Below are 19075 nucleotides of genomic sequence, written 5' to 3'. Positions count from 1 at the left end.
GCAAGGCGCATTGGGAAGCGCGTCCACATTCCCACAGCGTCCATAAGGGACGAATCGACCGTTACTTTATCCTTAACGGGCGGGAGCGCCTAAGCGAGAGCGTGTATTGCGGCGGAATTTCGCGCGGGGCTGGGGATAAGCCGGGATCGGACAGTGGGGAAAATCATAGTCGGCGCCGAGCGCCTGCGCCGGTGAGGGCGCGCGAGGGGTTCGCGCTGGAACCCCTCGGCCTGCGGTCGGTACGGATCAGTAGCGATACTGATCGGATTTGAACGGACCCGTGTCGGACACGCCGAGATAGTCGGCCTGCGCCGGGGTCAGCTTGGTCAGCTTCACGCCGAGCTTGTCGAGATGCAGGCTGGCGACGCGCTCGTCCAGGTGCTTGGGCAGCGTGTAGACCTTGTTTTCGTATTTGCCGTTGTGCTTCCACAGCTCGATCTGGGCGAGCACCTGGTTGGTGAAGCTGGCGCTCATCACGAAACTCGGATGGCCGGTCGCGTTGCCGAGATTGACCAGACGCCCTTCCGACAGCAGAATCATGCGCTTGCCGTCCGGGAAGGCGATCATGTCGACCTGCGGCTTGATATTGGTCCATTTCAGATTGCGCAGCGAGCCGACCTGGATCTCATTGTCGAAATGGCCGATATTGCAGACGATCGCCATGTCCTTCATGGCGCGCATGTGGTCGATGGTGATGACGTCCTTGTTGCCGGTCGCGGTGACGAAGATGTCGGCCTTCGGCGCGGCATCTTCGAGCGTGACGACCTCGAACCCGTCCATCGCCGCCTGCAAGGCGCAGATCGGGTCGATCTCGGTGACGGCAACGCGCGCGCCCGCGCCGCGCAGGCTCAGCGCCGAGCCCTTGCCGACATCGCCATAGCCGCAAACCAGCGCAACCTTGCCCGCCATCATGACGTCGGTGGCGCGGCGGATGCCGTCGACAAGGCTTTCGCGGCAGCCATATTTATTGTCGAATTTCGACTTGGTGACGCTGTCATTGACGTTGATGGCCGGGAAGGACAGCGTGCCTTTCTTCTCCATCTGGTAGAGCCGCAGCACGCCGGTCGTCGTCTCTTCCGAGACGCCGCGTATATTGGCTTTCACCTTGGAATACCAGCCGGGCGTGCGCTCGAGGCGGCGCTTGATGGTGGCGAAAAGCTGTTCCTCTTCCTCGTTCTTGGGATTGGCCAGCACGGACGGGTTGGTCTCGGCTTCGGCGCCCAAGAGCACGAGGATGGTCGCGTCGCCGCCATCGTCGAGGATCATGTTGGCGGTCTCGCCATTCGGCCATTCCAGGATGCGGTCGACATAATCCCAATATTCGGCGAGCGTTTCGCCCTTCACGGCGAAGACCGGCGTGCCGCGCGCGGCGATGGCGGCAGCGGCGTGATCCTGGGTCGAGAAGATGTTGCAGGAGGCCCAGCGCACTTCCGCGCCGATGGCCTGGAGCGTTTCGATCAGCACGGCGGTCTGGATGGTCATGTGCAGGCAGCCCGCGACCCGGGCGCCCTTCAGCGGCTGCTGCGGCCCGAACTCGGCGCGCGCCGCCATCAGGCCGGGCATTTCGGTTTCCGCGATGTCCATCTCCTTGCGGCCCCAGTCGGCCAGGGAGAGGTCCTTCACCAGGAAGTCCTTGCTGCTGCTCATATCGTTCATCGCGTCGCCTCGAAGGTTGGGAAATCGACCTTAGCTATAGGGCGGATGGCCGATCAAGGCAACAACATATAAAGATGTCGTTATATCCTTGGATGAAGGGGCGGGTTTCGCGCCGACGCCGCAACGGGTCCGCATTGCTACGGATGGCGGGCGCGGAGGGTCCGGGTTGTTTGCAGAGACTGCCGAAGCGCTTGTCCGTCAATGCTTTGCAGAATATAAAAAGTAGATATTGCAGCTCTCGCCCGCATGGGCACCGACGCGTTTTTTGATTTTGCCGGCGACGACCCTTATTTAGGAGCGTTTATTCATGGATTTTGAAAAGCTTGTTACGAAATTCTTCGAGCAATTCACCGATCTGTCCGGCCGCTCGAACCGGGCCGAGTTCTGGAGTTTCGTGGCTTTCGTCGTCGTTGTCTTCGGCACGATCTGCGTCGTGGCCGAGGATCTGACCTTCAGCCCGGCGATCGCCTCCATCCTGACATCGCTTGCCTCGATCAGGCGGCTGCACGATACGGGCCGCAGCGGACGCTGGTGGTTCGTGTCGCTGGTGCCGGTCGTCGGCGGACTGGTTTTCCTATATTGGCTGGTCAGCCCGAGCATCAAGCTGCGGGAGACGCAATTCGAGTACAACCCCTACACCATCATCAAGGAGCCCGACGCCTCCCGGCTCTATCCGCGCGGCCGCCTGCGCCTGATCGACATCAGCACCAGCCTGTATCCGCTGATATTGATCAACATCGCCAAATATTTCCTGGTTGTGATATGCGGCGTGGCCGGCGTCTACATGCTCATGGTCGTTATCGGATTGCACTCCGACGTCGCCAGCGTGAGCGACGCGCGCTTCCAGCTCGTCATCGGCATCCTGTTCGTTTTGTTCTCATTCGTCGGCTGGAAGAACATCGGCAATATCGGCTTCTCCGGCAGCAAATCGGTCTGGCTGATCTTTGCCATTCTGCTGCTGACGGGGGTCTTGGGCCTGTGCGCCGTCGCCTGGGACCGCATATCGGAGAACACGGCGCAAGCCCAGCAGATGCGTGTCGAAGCCTGGGGCGGCATGATCCTCACGGCGCTAAGCTTAACCGGCTTGATGGGCCTGATCTGGATGGAATCGGTGCGCGTCGAGGATATTTGGCGCAAACCCGAAGAAATCATCGCATTCAGAAACGAATATTACAGCCATAGTCACGGCAAGATCTCGGTCGAGGCCAAGGACCCGGTGGTTGGCGTCTTCTATCTCGCCGGCGCTTTTATCCTGTTCGTGGTTGCCTATAAGATCAATGCCTTGGCGCTCGGCAGCAGGTCCGAATACGCCAATGCGATTGCGAATTATACGTTTCTGTTCTTCATACCGATCTTCACCATGATTATTTACGCGCGGCAGAAATTTCAGCCGTCGCTCAAAAAGCTGCTGGCCATGGACCGGCGTCCGCCGACCATCCTGTTGCGCTCCTTCGCCGATGAGGTGAAGCAGGTGCGCGCCGACCCGCTCGGCGTCTCCATTTTCGACTATTCGCTCGAAGACCGGCTGGCGAGCTATTTCATCTATACCGGGCCGTTCGTGGCGGTCGGCTCGCCGACCGACCATTCGCCCAAGCTGGGCGCGGTCCGCGCCAATCTCGCCGACGACGAGTGGCAGGCGCATATCAAGAAATGGATGGATTCCGCCGAGACCATCGTGCTGATGCTCGGCGTCAGCTACTGGCTGAATTGGGAGCTGGAACAGGTCATCGCGCGCCGCTACTGGCACAAGCTCATCATCATTTTCCCTGAGGAAACCCAGCGCTATCTGCGCGAGAACAGCCAGGATCGCGCCAAGGAGCGCCGCGACTATTTCCTCGCCGCAATGCGAGGGACGCGCTGGGCGTCAGCGCTGAACGAGCTGCAATCCGTCGACGCGCGCCGCATTCGCGGCATCGTGCTGCATACCGAGGGCGATGTGACCGCCATCGTCAGCAGCCTGCGCACCCGCGACGCCTACCATGCGGGCGCGATCCTGGCGCATTACATCTTGCTCAAATCGCGCAAGGCGGTGGAACAGCCGGACTATTCGATCCTAGGCAAAACCCCCGCGCGCGCCCAGCCCTCCGCCACCTTGCCGCCGCGCAAAGCCGTCTCGACGCTCGGCTGGTTCGAGGAGCTCGGCAGCGGCAGGCGCATCGCGCTCGACAAGCCGGGCATGAATATCGGCCGGCATGACGAAAACGACATCCAGCTCCATGCCCCGACTGTCCACCGGCGGCACGCCGCCGTGCAGCTATCGCCCAAGCGCGATCTGACCATCACCGATCTCAGCGGCTCGAACGGCAATGGCATTTTCGTCAATTCCGTCCGTGTGCAGAGCGCCGCGCTCCGGGACGGCGATGTCGTCCAGCTCGGCGATATCAGGCTGAAATTTCACGCCGCCTGAGGGCCGGCGCCAACATAGCGCAGCGTCAAATTGAACCTGCCGCCCTCGGCGAGCAGATCGGACGTGCCCGGCATGATCCGGTCGATGCCGTGATAGCGCAGCCGCGACGGACCGCCCATCACCAGCACGTCGCCGGAGGCCAGGATCATGCGCGTGGTCGGGTCGCGGCGGGCGAGGCCGCCGATGCGGAAGAGGGCGCTGTCGCCCAGCGAAACCGACAGGATCGGCGCGGAGAAATCGCTTTCATCCTCATCGCGGTGGAGGCCGAGCTTTGCCTTTCCACCGTAATAATTGATCAGGCAGGCCTGCGGCAAACGGCTATCCCCGGTCAGCGCGCTCCACAGAAGCAGCAATTGCGGCGGGATCGGCGGCCAGGGCTCGCCGGTCCCCGGATGGCGCTGCTCGTAGCGGTAGCCGCCCGCTTTGTCGGACACCCAGCCGAGCGGCCCGCAATTTGTCATCGCCACGGAAAAAGGCTTATCCGTCCGGGGCATGGTTGGTGTGTAAAGCGGGGCTTGAGCGATCGCCGCGCGAATCACCGCCAGCAATTCGGACTGCTCGGCGGGCCCGAGATGGCCGGGAAAGTAACCGCATCCGGCTGGGATTTTGGCCTCGTTCAATTCTTCTGTGCCTTCGCTGCCGCACCCTTGAAGAAACACGTCGCCACCATAATCTTTTGTCATAGCTTCAAGGAGCGTGCTTGAATTCGGCGGCTTGTACGCGCATACAGTGCGGCCTATATAACCGCCAACTTACTGGAGCAAGTGTTTAGGGGACTGGCGGTCGCGCAAGGTTCAAATTTGGCGCGGACGCGAGGGGTGCTAAGCAAGGCCCACCAGTCTGCCTGATGGAAGATATATAGAGGGTTATCGGATGTCGAAAGTCATAGGAATCGACCTCGGTACGACGAATTCCTGCGTATCGGTCATGGAGGGCATGACTCCGAAGGTTATCGAGAGTTCGGAGGGTATGCGCACCACGCCGTCAATGGTGGCTTTCACCAGCGAAGGCGAGCGGCTGATCGGGCTTCCGGCGAAGCGTCAGGCGGTGACGAATCCGGAAAATACGTTCTTCGCAATCAAGCGCCTCGTCGGGCGGCGCTATGACGACCCGATGGTCGAGAAGGACAAGAAGCTCGTCCCGTACAAGATCGTCAAAGCCGAAAACGGCGACGCCTGGGTCGAATCGCGCGGCGAGAAATATTCGCCTTCACAGATTTCCGCTTTCATTCTGCAGAAGATGAAAGAAACGGCTGAGTCCTATCTCGGCGAGAAGGTGACGCGCGCCGTCATCACCGTTCCGGCCTATTTCAACGACGCCCAGCGCCAGGCTACCAAGGACGCGGGCAAGATCGCCGGCCTCGACGTGCTGCGCATCATCAACGAGCCGACCGCTGCCGCGCTCGCTTACGGCCTCGACAAGAAGGAAGGCAAGACCATTGCCGTCTACGATCTTGGCGGCGGCACGTTCGACATCTCGATCCTCGAGATCGGCGACGGCGTCTTCGAAGTGAAATCGACCAATGGCGATACGTTCCTCGGCGGCGAGGATTTCGATATGCGCCTCGTCGAATATCTGGCAGCCGAATTCAAGAAGGAGAACGGCATCGATCTGCGCGGCGACAAGCTCGCGCTGCAGCGCCTGAAAGAGGCGTCTGAAAAAGCCAAGATCGAACTCTCCTCCGTCCCGCAGACCGAAATCAATCTCCCCTTCATCACCGCCGACCAGACCGGCCCCAAGCATCTGACGATGAAGCTGACGCGCGCCAAGCTCGAAAGCCTCGTCGACGATCTGGTGCAGCGCACGGCAGGCCCCTGCCAGGCCGCGCTCCGCGACGCCAATCTGAAGGCGGCCGAGATCGACGAAGTGGTGCTCGTCGGCGGCATGACCCGCATGCCCAAGATCGCGCAGACCGTGAAGACCATCTTCGGCAAGGAGCCCCATAAGGGCGTCAACCCGGACGAAGTCGTCGCCATGGGCGCCGCGATCCAGGCCGGTGTCTTGCAGGGCGACGTCAAGGACGTGCTGCTTCTGGACGTCACCCCGCTGTCGCTCGGCATCGAGACGCTGGGCGGCGTGTTCACGCGCCTCATCGACCGCAACACCACCATCCCGACCAAGAAGAGCCAGGTCTTTTCGACGGCCGAGGACAACCAGAACGCCGTGACCATCCGCGTCTTCCAGGGCGAACGCGAAATGGCGGCCGACAACAAGATGCTGGGCCAGTTCGACCTCGTCGGCATTCCGCCGGCGCCGCGCGGCGTGCCGCAGATCGAAGTCACCTTCGACATCGACGCCAACGGCATCGTCAACGTCTCCGCGCTCGACAAGGCCACGCAGAAGGCTCAGTCCATCCGCATCCAGGCCTCGGGCGGTCTCAACGAGGCTGACATCCAGCGCATGGTCAAGGAAGCCGAGTCGCACGCCGCCGACGACAAGAAGCGCCGCGAACTGGTCGAGGCCAAGAACCAGGGTGAGGCTCTCATCCACACCACCGAGCGCTCGATGGGCGATCTGGGCGACAAAGTGTCCGCCCAGGATAAGACCGCCATCGAGACCGGCATGACCGAGTTGCGCGCCGCGCTCGAGGGCGAGGACCGCGAGAAGATCATCACCAAGATCGAAGCGCTTGCCCGCGCCTCCATGAAGCTGGGCGAAGCGGCCTATGCCCAGGGCTCCAGCACCGATGGCGGCGCCTCGGCGGGTGCGGCCGGCGGCGCCCAGCAGCAGCCGGGCGGTGGCGGCGACGGTGTCGTCGATGCGGAGTTCGAGGAAGTCCGCGACGACGAGAACAAGAAGAAATCCGCCTAAGTCCGATCGGCTGTACCGCACGGTCTTACCGCAATCGGGTAAGTCTATGGATCAACGCAGCTCAGCATGGGACGCAGCGCCGCCAGTCGCGGCATTGCGTCTCGCTGCGGCTGGTCTTTCGGCTCGCGGGCGCGGCACGCCTCAGGTGACCGCCCGCGACACAGCAAACCTCGATGAGCTTGCGCGTCTTCCCGGCCTTGCGCTCCCGACGATTTTGGGAGAGCCTGGAGTCGGATCTATCGCCGTGTCCAGATCGGGCAACGTGCTGGGCACAATCCGAATGGAAAGACGCCGCATAGTGGCGAAGGGCACTTCGCTGGACATCAATGCCTGCCGTCCCGTCGCAAGCGGCACGGATCATCTGAATACGGAGAATGGGTAAGACATGGCCAAGCGCGACTATTATGATGTGCTCGGCTTGGGCAGGGGAGCTGGCGAACAGGAAATCAAGAATGCTTTCCGCAAGCTGGCCAAGGAATATCATCCCGACTGCAATCCCGGCAATGGCGACGCCGAAATGCGCTTCAAGGAGGTCAACGAGGCCTATGAAGCGCTGAAGGACCCGCGCAAGCGGGCCGCCTATGACCGCTTCGGCCACGCCGCCTTCGAGGGCGGCAACGGCAATGGCGCCGGCGCGCACGGCTTTGGCGCCGATTTCTCCGCCTCCATGTCCGAGATCTTCGACGACCTGTTCGGCGAGTTCATGGGCGGCCGCCGCCGCACCCGGTCGGGACGCGAGCGCGGCGCCGATATCAGCTACAACATGGAGATCACCCTCGCCGACGCCTTCATGGGCAAGGTGGCGCAGATCAGCGTGCCGACCTCGATCATCTGCGATAGCTGCTCGGGCAGCGGCGCCGAGGCCGGATCGAGCCCGATGGCCTGTCCGACCTGCGCCGGCTTCGGCAAGGTGCGGGCGAGCCAGGGCTTTTTCACCATCGAGCGAACCTGCCCGAATTGCCAGGGCCGCGGCGAGATCATCCAGAATCCATGCAACAATTGCTCCGGCATGGGCCGGGTTCTGCGCGAGCGCACGCTTTCGGTTAATATTCCCTCCGGCGTCGAGGACGGCACCCGCATCCGGCTAGCCGGTGAGGGCGAGGCCGGGGTGCGCGGCGGCCCGCCCGGCGATCTCTACATTTTCCTGTCGGTCGCCCCGGACGAGATTTTCCAGCGCGACGGCTCCGACCTGTTCTGCAAGGTGCCGATCACCATCACCACCGCCGCCCTCGGCGGCCAGCTCGAAGTGCCAACCATCGACGGCGGCCGGGCGCGGGTGAAAATCCCGGAGAGCACCGAGACCGGCAAGCAGTTCCGCCTGAAGGGCAAGGGCATGCCGGTGCTCCGCTCGACGCTGACCGGCGATCTCTATGTCCAGGTCGAGATCGAGACGCCGCAGAACCTCACCCGCAAGCAGAAAGAGCTGCTGAAGGAATTCGAGAAGGCCTCGACGGACAACACCAATCCCGGCCTCAGCGGCTTTGCCCAGCGGGTGAAGGATTTTTGGGAGCGGATGGGCAAGGACTGAACCTTGCTTGCCTGACGCCGCCGCGCACCGCGCACCGCGCATCGGGCGCCGAACTTCAGCCATGAGGCCAGCCATGCATGTCGATGCCAAGCGCGGCGCTGCGGCGGGGAAGCTGATCGTCGCGCTGGACTTCCCCTCGGTCGAGGGCGCGCGCCATCTGGTCGCCGCGCTGCATGGCGAGGTCGCGATCTTCAAGGTCGGCCTCGAGCTGATCTATGCCGACGGCCTGCCATTCGCCCGCACACTGGCCGATTCCGGCTGTCCGTTCTTCCTCGATGCCAAGCTGCTCGACATTCCCAATACCGTCGAGCGCGCGACCGCCAATGCCGCCCGGCTCGGCGCGGGGTTCCTCACCGTCCATGGCACTGACAGAAAGACGCTCGACGCCGCCGTCCGGGGGCGTGGCGGCAGCGCGACGAAGCTCCTGGCGATCACTGTCCTGACCAGCACGGACGGCGCCGATCTGGCGGAGCAGGGCATTGTCGCCACGCCGGCCGAGATGGTGCTGCGCCGCGCGGCGCTTGCCAGGGAGGCAGGCTTTGACGGCGTCGTTGCCTCCGCGCAGGAAGCCGCCGCCATCCGCGCGGAGGTCGGACCCGGCTTCCTGATCGTGACGCCGGGGATTCGCCCAGCGGGGGCCGCGACCGGCGATCAGGCCCGCGTCGTCACCCCCGCCGAGGCCATCGCCGCCGGCGCCGATTATCTCGTCGTCGGCCGCCCGATCAGCGCCGCCGCCGACCCGCGGCAGGCCGCCAACGCGATCATCGGGGAAATCGAAGCGGCGCTCGGCGGCTGAACCGCGTTCCGGCACCGGAATTTTCGCGTGGAGGGCGCGGCGCCGGCTATCGCCGCCTGCCGCGACCTTGTTTCGCTTGCCCGCCTCGCGCCGGCGGCCTACCACCAAGGCGGAGGATCGCCATGACCCAAGCAAATCCCATCATCCGCCGCGCCCTGATTTCCGTCTCGGACAAGACCGGCATCGCCGATTTCGCGCAACAGCTCGCGGCGCGCGGCGTCGAGCTGGTCTCGACCGGCGGCACGGCGAAGACGCTGCGCGATTCGGGCCTCGCCGTCCGCGACGTCTCCGAGCTGACCGGCTTCCCCGAAATGCTCGACGGCCGGGTCAAGACCTTGCATCCGGCGGTGCATGGCGGCCTCCTCGCCATCCGCGACAATGCCGAACATAGCGCCGCCACCGAGGCGCATGGCATCGCCGCCATCGATCTGCTGGTGATCGATCTCTACCCGTTCGAGGCGACCATCGCGCGGGATGCCGGTTTCGAGGTGGCGGTGGAGAATATCGACATCGGCGGCCCGGCCATGATCCGCGCCGCCGCCAAGAACCATGATTGGGTCGCCGTCGTCACCGATCCGCAGGATTACGCCGCGCTGCTGGCCGAGATGGAGAGGCTCGGCGGCGCGACCAGCCTGGACTTGCGCCGGACGCTCGCCGCCAAAGCCTACGCGCGCACGGCGGTCTATGACGCCGCCATCGCCAATTGGTTTGCCGGACAGGTCGGCGAGGCCGCGCCGCGCCATCTGGCGCTGCCCGGCACGCTGCGCCAGACCTTGCGCTATGGCGAGAACCCGCATCAGTCCGCCGCCTTCTATGTCAGCCCGGCCGATGGCCGTATCCGCGCCGGCGTTGCGACCGCGCGGCAGGTGCAGGGCAAGGAGCTGAGCTACAACAATCTCAACGATACCGACGCGGCCTATGAGCTGGCGGCGGAATTCGACCCCGCCCTCGCGCCGGCCGTCGCCATCATCAAGCACGCCAATCCCTGCGGCGTCGCGGTCGGCGCCTCGCTGGTCGATGCCTACCGCAAGGCGCTCCTCTGCGACCCGGTCAGCGCCTTCGGCGGCATCGTCGCGCTGAACGGCACGCTCGATGCCGAGGCCGCGCGCGCCATCGCCGAGATCTTCACCGAAGTCATCATCGCCCCGGACGCCACGCCCGAGGCCCAGGAGATCCTGGCGAAGAAGAAGAATTTGCGGCTGCTGCTCGCCGGGGCCTTGCCCGATCCGAAGGCGGGCGGGTTCACCTTGCGCACGGTAGCCGGCGGCTTCCTGGTGCAGTCGCGTGACAATGGCTCGCCGGATGCGCTGGAGCTTAAGGTGGCGACGGAGCGCGCGCCCTCGGCCCAGGAGCTGGCGGACCTCATCTTCGCCTTCCGCGTCTGCAAGCATGTGAAGTCGAATGCCATCGTCTTCGCCAAGGGCGGCGCGACCGTCGGCATCGGCGCGGGCCAGATGAGCCGGGTCGATTCCGCCCGCATCGCCGCCTGGAAGGGCGAGGCCGCCGCCAAGGCCGCCGGGCTGCCGGGTTCGCTGACCGAAGGGTCGGTTGCCGCCTCGGACGCCTTCTTCCCCTTCGCCGACGGCCTGCTCGCCCTTGCCGATGCCGGAGCGACCTCCGTCATCCAGCCCGGCGGCTCCATGCGCGACGACGAGGTGATCGCGGCGGCGAATGAGCGCGGCCTCGCCATGGTGCTGACAGGCATGCGGCACTTCCGGCATTAGGGCGGGGTCTCAATCGGCGCCATCTGTTTTGTCATTCCCGCGAAGGCGGGAATTTCGTTTTAGGGCTTGGCGACACGATCCGATCCGATTTCATCCCGCCGCTAGCTCTTCACCAGCCTTGCGGCGTAGAAGCCGTCCATGCCGGTGAGTTCGGGGTCGCTGAGCTGGAGGTAGTTCGGCAGGGTGCGCAGGGCGCCGTAGCGGTCGATCCATTCGGTGCGGCCGCCGATTTCGTCCGCCGCAATCGGCGAGATGCGGACGTCGTCGCGGATGGCGAGCAGGCGGGCGATCTGGTCCGGCCCCTCCGCCGCTTCCAGCGAGCAGGTGCAATAGACCAGGACGCCGCCCGGCTTCAGCATGGCCATGGCATTGCCGAGCATGTTCTGCTGCAAGCGGGAGAGCTCGTTAATGTCGGACGGGCGCTTCAAATAGGGGATGTCGGGGTTGCGGCGGATGGTGCCGGTGGCGGAGCAGGGCGCGTCGAGCAGCACGGCGTCGAGCGGCTCCTCGGGCTGCCAGTTCAGTGCATCGGCGGTGACGATTTCGGCGTCGAGGCGGAGGCGCGCGAGATTGTCCTTCAGCCGCTCGAGCCGCTTGGCGGAACTGTCGATCGCCACGACAAGCGCGCCGGCATGGGCGAGCTGCGCGGTCTTGCCGCCCGGCGCGGCGCAGAGATCGGCGACGCGCTTGCCCGCCACTTCGCCCAAGAACTTCGCGGGAAGGCTGGCGCCCGCGTCCTGCACCCACCATTCGCCTTCGCTGAAACCGGCCAGCTCCTCGATGCGGCCCTTGGCGGCGAGCCGGACGCTGCCGGTCGGCAGCACGACGCCGCCGAGCTGGCGCGCCCAATCCTCGGCGTCGGATTTCACGGTGAGGTCGAGCGGCGGCTCGCGCAGATGCTGGGCGGCGATGCGCTCGGCCTCGTCGGGGCCAAAGCTGTGGCTCCAGCTTTGCCAGAGCCAGTCCGGTGTGTTCAGCTTGCCCGCATCCTGCTGCGCCGCGAGCGTTGCCCCCTGCTCGGACACCCGCCGCAGGACGGCATTGGCGAGCCGGCTGAAACGGCGCGCCTGCGGATCGTCCTGGACCTGGAACACCGACAGATTGATGACCGCATGGGGCGGCGATTTCAGGAAGACGAGCTGGGCCGCCGCGCAAAGCAGAATGGCGTCGAGCCGGCCGCGCTTCTCCGGCAGCGGCTTCTCGATGAAGCGCTTGATGATGTCGGCGAGCTGCCCGTGCCGCCGCAGCGCCGTCGCCGCGATGGCGCGGGCGAAGGCCCGGTCGCGCGGCTCGATGGACGCATAGCGGTCCTCGGCGCCGATGCGCTCCAGGGCGTCGTCGAACGGCCGCCGGTCGGTCATGACCGCGCTCAGCAGGTCGACCGCCATGCGCCGCGCCTTGAGGCCGGCTCGATCCTGCGCGCTCAACCGGTCCTCACTGGGGCTAAAAAAGGAGCCGAACACATTTAGCCAATCTTGCAATTCTTAAAGGCCAGCATCATCCATGCGACGGGCGGGGGCGGCTTGCAACCCCCGCTCTAGCCCCAGGGGCCCTTTTCCCCGCTTTGCGTGTGGCTCCACGGCCCCTGGGCGGGGCGGGCAGTATTCATGCCGCCGCCGGCCTGACCCATCTCCTGGGCGATCTGTTGCAGGGCGGCGATGCGGTTCTCGGTGTTCGGATGGGTCGAGAACAGATTGTCCATGCCCTGGCCCGAGAGCGGGTTGATGATGAACAGGGGGGCGGTCGCGGGATTGCGCTCGGCCTGCTCATAGGGGATTTCCTCGGCGGCGCGGGCGATCTTGTTCAGCGCGGAGGCGAGCCAGAGCGGGCGCTGGCTGATATAGGCGCCGCCCCGGTCGGCCTCATATTCGCGCGAGCGGCTGATCGCCATCTGGATGACGCCGGCGGCGAGCGGGGCGAGGAACACCATCATCAAGGTGCCGACCATGCCGAGGCCGCCGCTATTGTTGTTGTCGCGGTGGCCGCCGCCGAACAGCATGCCGAAATTGGCCAGCATAGAAATGGCGCCGCCGATGGTCGCCGCAATGGTCATGGTCAGCGTGTCGTGGTTTTTGACATGGGCCAGCTCATGCGCGATGACGCCCGCGACTTCCTCCTGGGTGAGACGGTCGAGCAGGCCGGTGGTGGCGGCGACGGCGGCATTTTCCGGATTGCGGCCGGTGGCGAAGGCGTTGGGCTGGTCGGCCTGGATCAGATACACCTTCGGCATCGGCAGCTCGGCATTGGCGGCGAGCTGGCGGACGAGATCGTAGAATTCCGGCGCCGAGCGTGCGTCGACCTCCTGCGCATTGTGCATGCTGAGGACGATTTTGTCGGAATTCCAATAGCTGAAGATGTTCATGCCCGCCGCGATGACGAAGGCGATGACCATGCCCGACGCGCCGCCGAGGCCATAGCCGATCGCCATGAACAGCGCCGTGAGCACGGCCAGCAGCAGCGTTGTGCGAAAATAATTCATGGTCAGCCCCCGTTTTGACAAGGATCGTCACGCGCGCGTGATTGACCGGCGCGCAAGCCCTATATCATGGAATAAGGCCGGCTGTTCAAGACGTCGGGCCCGGATGGCGGGGTGATTAGGGCCCTGCAGGCATGGAGTGTGAATTGATGGCTAACGATAGCGGCAAGACGGGAGACGAGGCGGCGGATCGGGGATCGACACCGGCCGAACGGGCGCTCGCCGAAGCGGAAGAACGGCGCCGGAAGGCGGCGGCGACGGAGAGCGGGCCGAAGGAAGTCGGCCGGAAGGGCCCGGAGCCGACCCGCTATGGCGATTGGGAAAAGGGCGGCATCGCCTCGGATTTCTAGTGGGCGGGGCCGCATTCGGCCCGTCAGTTCTCGCTTTGCCGCCGTTCCGCGAGCCATTCCAGCGCCCCGCGCGCGGCGGCGGCGCCGGTCGCGAAGCTGGCTTGCAGCAGATAGCCGCCGGTCGGGGCCTCCCAGTCGAGCATTTCGCCCGCGACGAAAGTGCCGGGCTTCGCCTTCAGCATGAAACCCGCGTCCACCGCCTCCAGCGCGACACCGCCGGCCGTCGAAATCGCGCGTTCGATCGGCGCCACGCCCACCAGCCGTACCGGCACGCCCTTGATGAACTCCGCCAGCTTGTCGCGCGACAGGCCGGATAGCGGCGTGCCCTGACTGATGGCAACCTCATGCATCAGTCCGACGGCGGCGGGCGGCAGCTTCGTCGCCTTGCGCAACACCCCCGACAGCGACTGCTTTTCCCGCGACTTCGCCAGGCGGGGCTGGAGCTCATGCAATGGGATCAGCGGCAAGAGATCGATATAGAGCCGCGCCTCGCCGGTCGCCGCGATGGCCTCGCGAAGCTCCGGCGACAGCGCATAGATGCCGCTGCCTTCGAGGCCGGTTTGCGTAATCATCGCCTCGCTGCGCACGCGCGTCCGGCCGATGGTCAGCGCGATGCCTTTCAGCGGCTGCCCGGCAAAGCGCTCGCGGAAATGCGGCGACCAGTTCGCCAGGAAGCCGCTGTTGGACGGCCGCAACGGCGCGATCTCGACGCCCGCTGCGGCTAGCGCCGCCGTCCACGATCCGTCCGAGCCGAGCTGCGGCCAGCTCGCGCCGCCGAGCGCCAGCACGGTCAGGTCCGGCTTCACGGCCACCGTCCCGTCCGGCGCGGCGAATTGCAGCGCGCCATCCGCATCCCAGCCGAGCCATCGATGCCGCAGCTTGAACTGCACGCCGAGCCCGCCGAGCCGCCCAAGCCAGGCGCGCAGCAGCGGGGAGGTCTTCAACGACACCGGGAACACCCGCCCGCTGGACCCGACAAACGTCGTTTGTCCCAGCCCTTCGCACCAGCCGCGCAGATCCTCAGGCGAAAACGCCTCGATGGCGGGGCGGAGCGCCGCTTCGGCCTCGCGGTAGCGGCCCAAAAACGCCGCCAGCGGCTCGCTATGCGTCACATTCAACCCGCCGCGCCCGGCCAGCAGGAATTTCCGCCCCGCCGACGGCATCCGCTCATACACCGTGACGCCGATGCCGGCGGCCGCCAAAACTTCGGCGGCCATCAGCCCGGCCGGTCCCGCGCCGATAATCGCGGCCTGAGGCGACGTTTCAATTGTCATGAGTCTGCTTATCCCGCTTGACCGCGAACCCACTCCCTATCAGCTTGAGACGGCTGCCGAAAGCGAGGATCGCCCATGCGCCCGCGCTTTATTTTTGCAACACAGCCACATCGGCACCTATATAAGGTGCAAGATTTCGCGGCACCGGCCGGGCGGAGTTTCCCATGAAGATCAACGGCACACCCTATCGCACGATCTGGCTCGGCAAGGATGGACAATCCGCCGTCATCATCGACCAGACCAAGCTTCCGCATGTCTTTGAAACGCTGACGCTGTCCACGCTCGACGATGCCGCGCGCGCGATCAAGATCATGCAGGTGCGCGGCGCGCCGCTGATCGGGGCGACGGCGGCTTACGGCGTCTGCTTCGCCATGCGCCGCGACCCGTCCGACGCCGCGCTCGACGCCGCCATAGCCCAGCTCGCCGCCACGCGCCCGACCGCCATCAACCTGCGCTGGGCGCTCGACGAGATGGACCGCGCGCTGCGCCCGCTCCCCGCATCCGCCCGCGCCGACGCCGCCTATGCCAAGGCCGCCCGGATCTGCGACGACGATGTCGAGACCAACCGGCTGATCGGCGCGCATGGCGCTCAGCTCATCCGCGATCATTCGCAGCGCAAAGGCGGCGCCACCGTCAACGTCCTCACCCATTGCAATGCCGGCTGGGTCGCGACCGTCGACTGGGGCACCGCGCTGTCGCCGATCTATCAGGCGCATGATGCCGGCATCGCCGTGCATGTCTGGGTCGACGAGACCCGCCCGCGCAACCAGGGCGCGGCGCTCACCGCCTATGAGCTCGGCGCGCATGGCGTGCCGCACACGATCATCGTCGACAATGCCGGCGGCCATCTGATGCAGGCGGGGCAGGTCGATCTCTGCATCACCGGCGCCGATCGCGTCACCAGCAATGGCGACGCCGCCAATAAGATCGGCACCTATCTGAAGGCGCTCGCCGCACGCGACAATGACGTGCCGTTCCATATCGCCGTGCCCTATTCCACCATCGATTGGACCATCGCCGACGGCCGCACCATCCCGATCGAGGAGCGCGACCCGGCCGAAGTCACCCGCATGTCCGGCCGGCTTCCGAGCGGGGAGGTGGTGACCGTCGATATCGCCGCGCCGGGGAGCGGCGCCGCCAACCCGGCCTTCGACGTGACGCCCGCGCGGCTCATCACCAGCTTCATCACCGAGCGCGGCATCTGCCCGGCCTCCGCCGCCGGCCTTTTGTCGCTCTATCCCGAAAGAGCCGATGGGCAAGCAGCCGCCTGAACTGCCGGGTGACGTTGCCCTGCGCCGCGCGGTAATCGAGACGGCGCGCGCCATGAGCCGCGAAGGGCTCAGTCCCGGCCGCTCCGGCAATGTTTCCGCGCGCGTGCCCGGCGGGATGCTGATTACGCCGAGCGGCCTTGCCTATGACGGGCTCGGCGAGGCCGATATCGTCTTCGTCGGCGAGGGTGGCGAGACTTTGCCGGGGAGCCTCAGGCCGTCCTCGGAATGGCATTTGCATCATGCCATTTACGCGGCGAGGCCGGAAATCGCCGCCATTGTCCATTGCCACTCGATGGATGCGACGGCGCTCGCCTGCGCGGGCAAGCCGATCCCGGCCTTTCACTACATGGTCACGGCCGGCGGCGGCAGTGACATCCGGCTCGCGCCCTACGCCACCTTCGGCACGCCGGAACTGGCGGCGGCAGTGGTCGCGGCGCTGGACGGGCGCAAGGCGGCGCTGCTGGCGCATCACGGACAGGTGGCCTGCGGCAAGGACCTCGCCGCCGCCGCCGACCTCGCCCGCGATGTGGAGACGCTCGCCGGCCAATATCTGCGCACGCTGCAGATCGGCGGCGGACCGCTGCTCAGCGATGACGACATGCAGCGCGTGCTGGACCAATTCCGCGGCTACGGCCAGCAATGAGCCGCCTTTAGCTCAGATGCTGCCCGGCATCGACGCAGATCATCTGCCCGGTGATCGAGGGCGAATTCTGCAGGAAGTGGATCGCCGCCGCGATCTCCTCCGGGGCCGCTCCGTGCCCCAGCAGGGTCGCGGCGCGCTCGGCTTCGAATTCAGCCTCGGTCTGGTGGATGCTCTGCAGCACCGGCCCCGGCGCGACGGCATTGACCCGGATGGCGGGCGCGAGCGCCTGCGCCATGGTCTGCGTCACCCACCACAGCCCGGCCTTGCTCGCCGCATAGGAGAAGAATTCCGGCGCCGGCCGCGTCACGCGCTGGTCGATGATGTTGACGATATGGCCGCTCGCGCCGGCGGGCAGATGCGCGGCGAAGCTCTGCGCCAAAAGCACCGGCGCGCGCAGATTGACGTCCATATGCGCCTGCCAACTCGCCTCGTCGAGCGTCGCCAGATCGTCCTTCTGGAACAGCGAGGCATTGTTGACGAGGCATGAGGGGACGCCGAGCGCCTCGATGCAGCGGGGAATAAGCCCGCGCGCCTCGTCCGGCCGCGATAGATCGGCGGCAAGAATCGCCGCCGCGCCGCCGCGCGTGAAAATCTCATCGGCCAGAGCCTGCGCCGCCTCCTGCGAATGGCGGTGATGCAAGCCGATCTTCCAGCCCTGCCCGGCGAAGCTCAACGCGATCGCCCGGCCGATGCGATGCGCCGCGCCGGTGATCAGAACCACCTGATTTTGCGTGGTTTTTTGCCGTGGCTGGTTCAATTTCACCGTCCTTTGCGGCACAGGAATGGCGGCCGCTCCGCCGCTTTTTTCACAGCTTATCCGCGAAAAATCGAGCGCCGCCACTTAAAGTAGTTGCGTTCACCAAACGCACGTATTAAGTGTAATCCCAAGAGGCGCGATGAACCAGTTCCCGGTTAGCTCTGAAGCCAAATGCGGAGGCTGTGTTGCGCGCGAGCTTTGTAAGCGTAGCGTAGCGTAAGTGGATGGGAAGTGAAGACAACAAGTTTCGGCTTGTCTCTTTATGACCAATCCTCTCCCTCTCTAGTGCCCAAAAGGCCGGATCCTAGCCCCCATCGGGATCCGGCCACCCTCTTTCCACAACAATTCCGATTTTTCACGCAGCGGCTTCGGTCGCGGCGCGACACGTGTTGGTGGCGCGGCGGTGCTGTTGCCGGGGAATCACAGTTCGTCCGTCTTCGGAGTAAAATCTCCGGTAGTGTCATTTAGAACCGGCACGTCGACGGTGCATTAAGGATCTTCTCGTATTCAGGGCGTGGCCAGTCAATCGGGACCGGCGTTCAGAGATCTGCACCAAGACGCATATCAGAGGTTCTTATGGCCCCCCGCACCGCCCTCTTCGCCATTTGCATGATGTGGCTCGCCCATGAGGCCCATTACAGCCCCGCATTCTTCATGAGCACGGTGCGCGGCAGCATCAGCGACATCATCGCCGGCCTCGACGCCGCCATGGCGGGCGAATACGAACATCACCCCATGCTCACCGCCGCCAAGGCGCAGGGCGGCCTCACCGCGCGCATGGACTGACGCGCGGCGGCCTCGTGCTTAACGGCTCGGCAACCAAACCTTAGCTGATCCGCTTTTCCTCGACGACGCGAATGCTGTAGACGCCGCCATTCTCATTCGCGGCGGCTTCGGCGAGCATCCCCACCAGCCCCAGCATGGCGCCGGCCACGGCGGCCTCTTCGCGCGGCGTGATCTCGAGCACATACATCATGCCCGGCTTGGCCACGAGGTCGAGCTTGAAGACATTGGGATGCTGCCAATTGTCGACGACGATCTCATGCTTGCCGGCGGCGAGGTCGAGAATGGTCGAGCCGCCATTGTCGATCTCGGCGATCTCCCGCCCGTCGACCTTGACCCGCGCGCCCGCAGCGCTCGCCAATGTGGTGTCGGCGCGGAAGATCTTCACCCGCGATTGCGACTTGGCGAGCGGCTTGGCGGCGAGCTCCGCATTCTGCGCGATGCCCTGCGAGGCGCAGCCGGACAGAGCGCCGCCGAGCAGCAATGCCGCCAGCGGCAGAAAAATCTTCGAATGCTTGTACACGATGTCCCCCACATCATTCCCCGGCGCGAACCTATAGGGGCCGCCCGGTTCCGTCTGTCGCCCGCCGACCACAGGT

16 protein-coding genes are annotated in these 19075 nt (G+C 65.3%); 9 read left to right on the top strand and 7 right to left on the bottom strand.

The genetic code is table 11. The features are described from left to right. Positions 1-246 precede the first annotated feature (246 nt). Positions 247-1647 (bottom strand): adenosylhomocysteinase, encoded by a 1401-nt coding sequence (gene ahcY, locus BLEFHOIH_RS01995; protein WP_088342842.1) that lies wholly within the window; start codon positions 1645-1647, stop codon positions 247-249. Between the two features lie 316 nt (positions 1648-1963). Between ahcY and BLEFHOIH_RS01990 the strand changes: the two genes are divergently transcribed. After that, a complete protein-coding gene (locus BLEFHOIH_RS01990; protein WP_088342829.1) occupies positions 1964-4063 on the top strand; it encodes an FHA domain-containing protein in 2100 nt (699 codons plus the stop codon). Here the strand turns inward: BLEFHOIH_RS01990 and BLEFHOIH_RS01985 are convergent. Then, positions 4051-4746 carry an alpha-ketoglutarate-dependent dioxygenase AlkB gene (locus BLEFHOIH_RS01985; RefSeq protein WP_088342828.1) on the bottom strand — a complete coding sequence of 232 codons (696 nt, stop codon included), beginning with the start codon at positions 4744-4746 and terminating at the stop codon, positions 4051-4053. The two genes, BLEFHOIH_RS01990 and BLEFHOIH_RS01985, sit on opposite strands and share 13 nt — an antisense overlap. A 190-nt stretch (positions 4747-4936) precedes the next feature. On the opposite strand from BLEFHOIH_RS01985, the gene dnaK reads away from it, so the two are divergent. From dnaK to purH, 4 genes are all read left to right on the top strand, one after another. Beyond that, positions 4937-6874: a molecular chaperone DnaK gene (gene dnaK / locus BLEFHOIH_RS01980; protein WP_088342827.1), complete on the top strand. Its 1938-nt coding sequence runs from the start codon at positions 4937-4939 to the stop codon at positions 6872-6874. Positions 6875-7259: 385 nt separating this feature from the next. Further along, on the top strand, positions 7260-8402 hold the full coding sequence (dnaJ, locus tag BLEFHOIH_RS01975) for a molecular chaperone DnaJ (RefSeq protein WP_088342826.1): 1143 nt from the start codon (positions 7260-7262) through the stop codon (positions 8400-8402). 73 nt (positions 8403-8475) lie between these two features. Continuing rightward, positions 8476-9198 carry an orotidine-5'-phosphate decarboxylase gene (pyrF, locus tag BLEFHOIH_RS01970; RefSeq protein WP_245296828.1) on the top strand — a complete coding sequence of 241 codons (723 nt, stop codon included), beginning with the start codon at positions 8476-8478 and terminating at the stop codon, positions 9196-9198. 122 nt (positions 9199-9320) lie between these two features. Beyond that, positions 9321-10922: a bifunctional phosphoribosylaminoimidazolecarboxamide formyltransferase/IMP cyclohydrolase gene (gene purH, locus BLEFHOIH_RS01965; protein ID WP_088342824.1), complete on the top strand. Its 1602-nt coding sequence runs from the start codon at positions 9321-9323 to the stop codon at positions 10920-10922. A 101-nt stretch (positions 10923-11023) separates the two neighbouring features. Here the strand turns inward: purH and BLEFHOIH_RS01960 are convergent, their stop codons facing one another. Next, on the bottom strand, positions 11024-12310 hold the full coding sequence (locus BLEFHOIH_RS01960) for an RsmB/NOP family class I SAM-dependent RNA methyltransferase (protein ID WP_088342841.1): 1287 nt from the start codon (positions 12308-12310) through the stop codon (positions 11024-11026). A gap of 149 nt (positions 12311-12459) precedes the next feature. Beyond that, on the bottom strand, positions 12460-13401 hold the full coding sequence (htpX, locus tag BLEFHOIH_RS01955; protein ID WP_088342823.1) for a zinc metalloprotease HtpX: 942 nt from the start codon (positions 13399-13401) through the stop codon (positions 12460-12462). 146 nt (positions 13402-13547) lie between these two features. Here htpX and BLEFHOIH_RS01950 point away from each other — a divergent pair, with 146 nt between their 5' ends. Then, positions 13548-13748: a DUF1674 domain-containing protein gene (locus BLEFHOIH_RS01950; RefSeq protein ID WP_088342822.1), complete on the top strand. Its 201-nt coding sequence runs from the start codon at positions 13548-13550 to the stop codon at positions 13746-13748. Positions 13749-13771: 23 nt separating this feature from the next. On the opposite strand, the gene BLEFHOIH_RS01945 is transcribed toward BLEFHOIH_RS01950, so the two are convergent. Beyond that, a complete protein-coding gene (locus BLEFHOIH_RS01945) occupies positions 13772-15022 on the bottom strand; it encodes a TIGR03862 family flavoprotein (protein WP_088342821.1) in 1251 nt (416 codons plus the stop codon). Between the two features lie 164 nt (positions 15023-15186). On the opposite strand from BLEFHOIH_RS01945, the gene mtnA reads away from it, so the two are divergent. Continuing rightward, positions 15187-16293, top strand: coding sequence for an S-methyl-5-thioribose-1-phosphate isomerase (gene mtnA / locus BLEFHOIH_RS01940; RefSeq protein ID WP_088342820.1), 1107 nt, complete (start codon positions 15187-15189; stop codon positions 16291-16293). Beyond that, a complete protein-coding gene (locus BLEFHOIH_RS01935; protein ID WP_088342819.1) occupies positions 16274-16936 on the top strand; it encodes a class II aldolase/adducin family protein in 663 nt (220 codons plus the stop codon). The genes mtnA and BLEFHOIH_RS01935 overlap by 20 nt, the downstream gene beginning before the upstream one ends. Positions 16937-16943: 7 nt before the next feature. Here BLEFHOIH_RS01935 and BLEFHOIH_RS01930 read toward each other — a convergent pair whose 3' ends face one another. Further along, positions 16944-17693: an SDR family oxidoreductase gene (locus BLEFHOIH_RS01930; protein WP_088342840.1), complete on the bottom strand. Its 750-nt coding sequence runs from the start codon at positions 17691-17693 to the stop codon at positions 16944-16946. A gap of 576 nt (positions 17694-18269) precedes the next feature. Here BLEFHOIH_RS01930 and BLEFHOIH_RS01925 point away from each other — a divergent pair. Then, positions 18270-18479, top strand: coding sequence for a hypothetical protein (locus BLEFHOIH_RS01925; RefSeq protein WP_088342818.1), 210 nt, complete (start codon positions 18270-18272; stop codon positions 18477-18479). 40 nt (positions 18480-18519) lie between these two features. Here the strand turns inward: BLEFHOIH_RS01925 and BLEFHOIH_RS01920 are convergent, their stop codons facing one another. Further along, a complete protein-coding gene (locus BLEFHOIH_RS01920) occupies positions 18520-19011 on the bottom strand; it encodes a hypothetical protein (RefSeq protein ID WP_088342817.1) in 492 nt (163 codons plus the stop codon). Between the last annotated feature and the right edge of the window lie 64 nt (positions 19012-19075).

Source organism: Rhodomicrobium sp. R_RK_3 (assembly GCF_002198715.1).
Taxonomy (GTDB): Bacteria; Pseudomonadota; Alphaproteobacteria; order Rhizobiales; family Rhodomicrobiaceae; genus R-RK-3.
Note: the sequence above shows the minus strand (reverse complement) of the source record. Positions and strands in the feature narration are given on the sequence as shown.

Coding starts and splice junctions, on each gene's coding strand:
- BLEFHOIH_RS01950 (WP_088342822.1), top strand. CDS start 13,548: ATGGCTAACGATAGCGGCAAGACGGGAGACGAGGCGGCGGATCGGGGA.
- ahcY (WP_088342842.1), bottom strand. CDS start 1,647: ATGAGCAGCAGCAAGGACTTCCTGGTGAAGGACCTCTCCCTGGCCGAC.
- htpX (WP_088342823.1), bottom strand. CDS start 13,401: ATGAATTATTTTCGCACAACGCTGCTGCTGGCCGTGCTCACGGCGCTG.
- dnaJ (WP_088342826.1), top strand. CDS start 7,260: ATGGCCAAGCGCGACTATTATGATGTGCTCGGCTTGGGCAGGGGAGCT.
- BLEFHOIH_RS01960 (WP_088342841.1), bottom strand. CDS start 12,310: ATGGCGGTCGACCTGCTGAGCGCGGTCATGACCGACCGGCGGCCGTTC.
- BLEFHOIH_RS01935 (WP_088342819.1), top strand. CDS start 16,274: ATGGGCAAGCAGCCGCCTGAACTGCCGGGTGACGTTGCCCTGCGCCGC.
- pyrF (WP_245296828.1), top strand. CDS start 8,476: ATGCATGTCGATGCCAAGCGCGGCGCTGCGGCGGGGAAGCTGATCGTC.
- mtnA (WP_088342820.1), top strand. CDS start 15,187: ATGAAGATCAACGGCACACCCTATCGCACGATCTGGCTCGGCAAGGAT.
- purH (WP_088342824.1), top strand. CDS start 9,321: ATGACCCAAGCAAATCCCATCATCCGCCGCGCCCTGATTTCCGTCTCG.
- dnaK (WP_088342827.1), top strand. CDS start 4,937: ATGTCGAAAGTCATAGGAATCGACCTCGGTACGACGAATTCCTGCGTA.
- BLEFHOIH_RS01990 (WP_088342829.1), top strand. CDS start 1,964: ATGGATTTTGAAAAGCTTGTTACGAAATTCTTCGAGCAATTCACCGAT.
- BLEFHOIH_RS01945 (WP_088342821.1), bottom strand. CDS start 15,022: ATGACAATTGAAACGTCGCCTCAGGCCGCGATTATCGGCGCGGGACCG.
- BLEFHOIH_RS01925 (WP_088342818.1), top strand. CDS start 18,270: ATGGCCCCCCGCACCGCCCTCTTCGCCATTTGCATGATGTGGCTCGCC.
- BLEFHOIH_RS01985 (WP_088342828.1), bottom strand. CDS start 4,746: ATGACAAAAGATTATGGTGGCGACGTGTTTCTTCAAGGGTGCGGCAGC.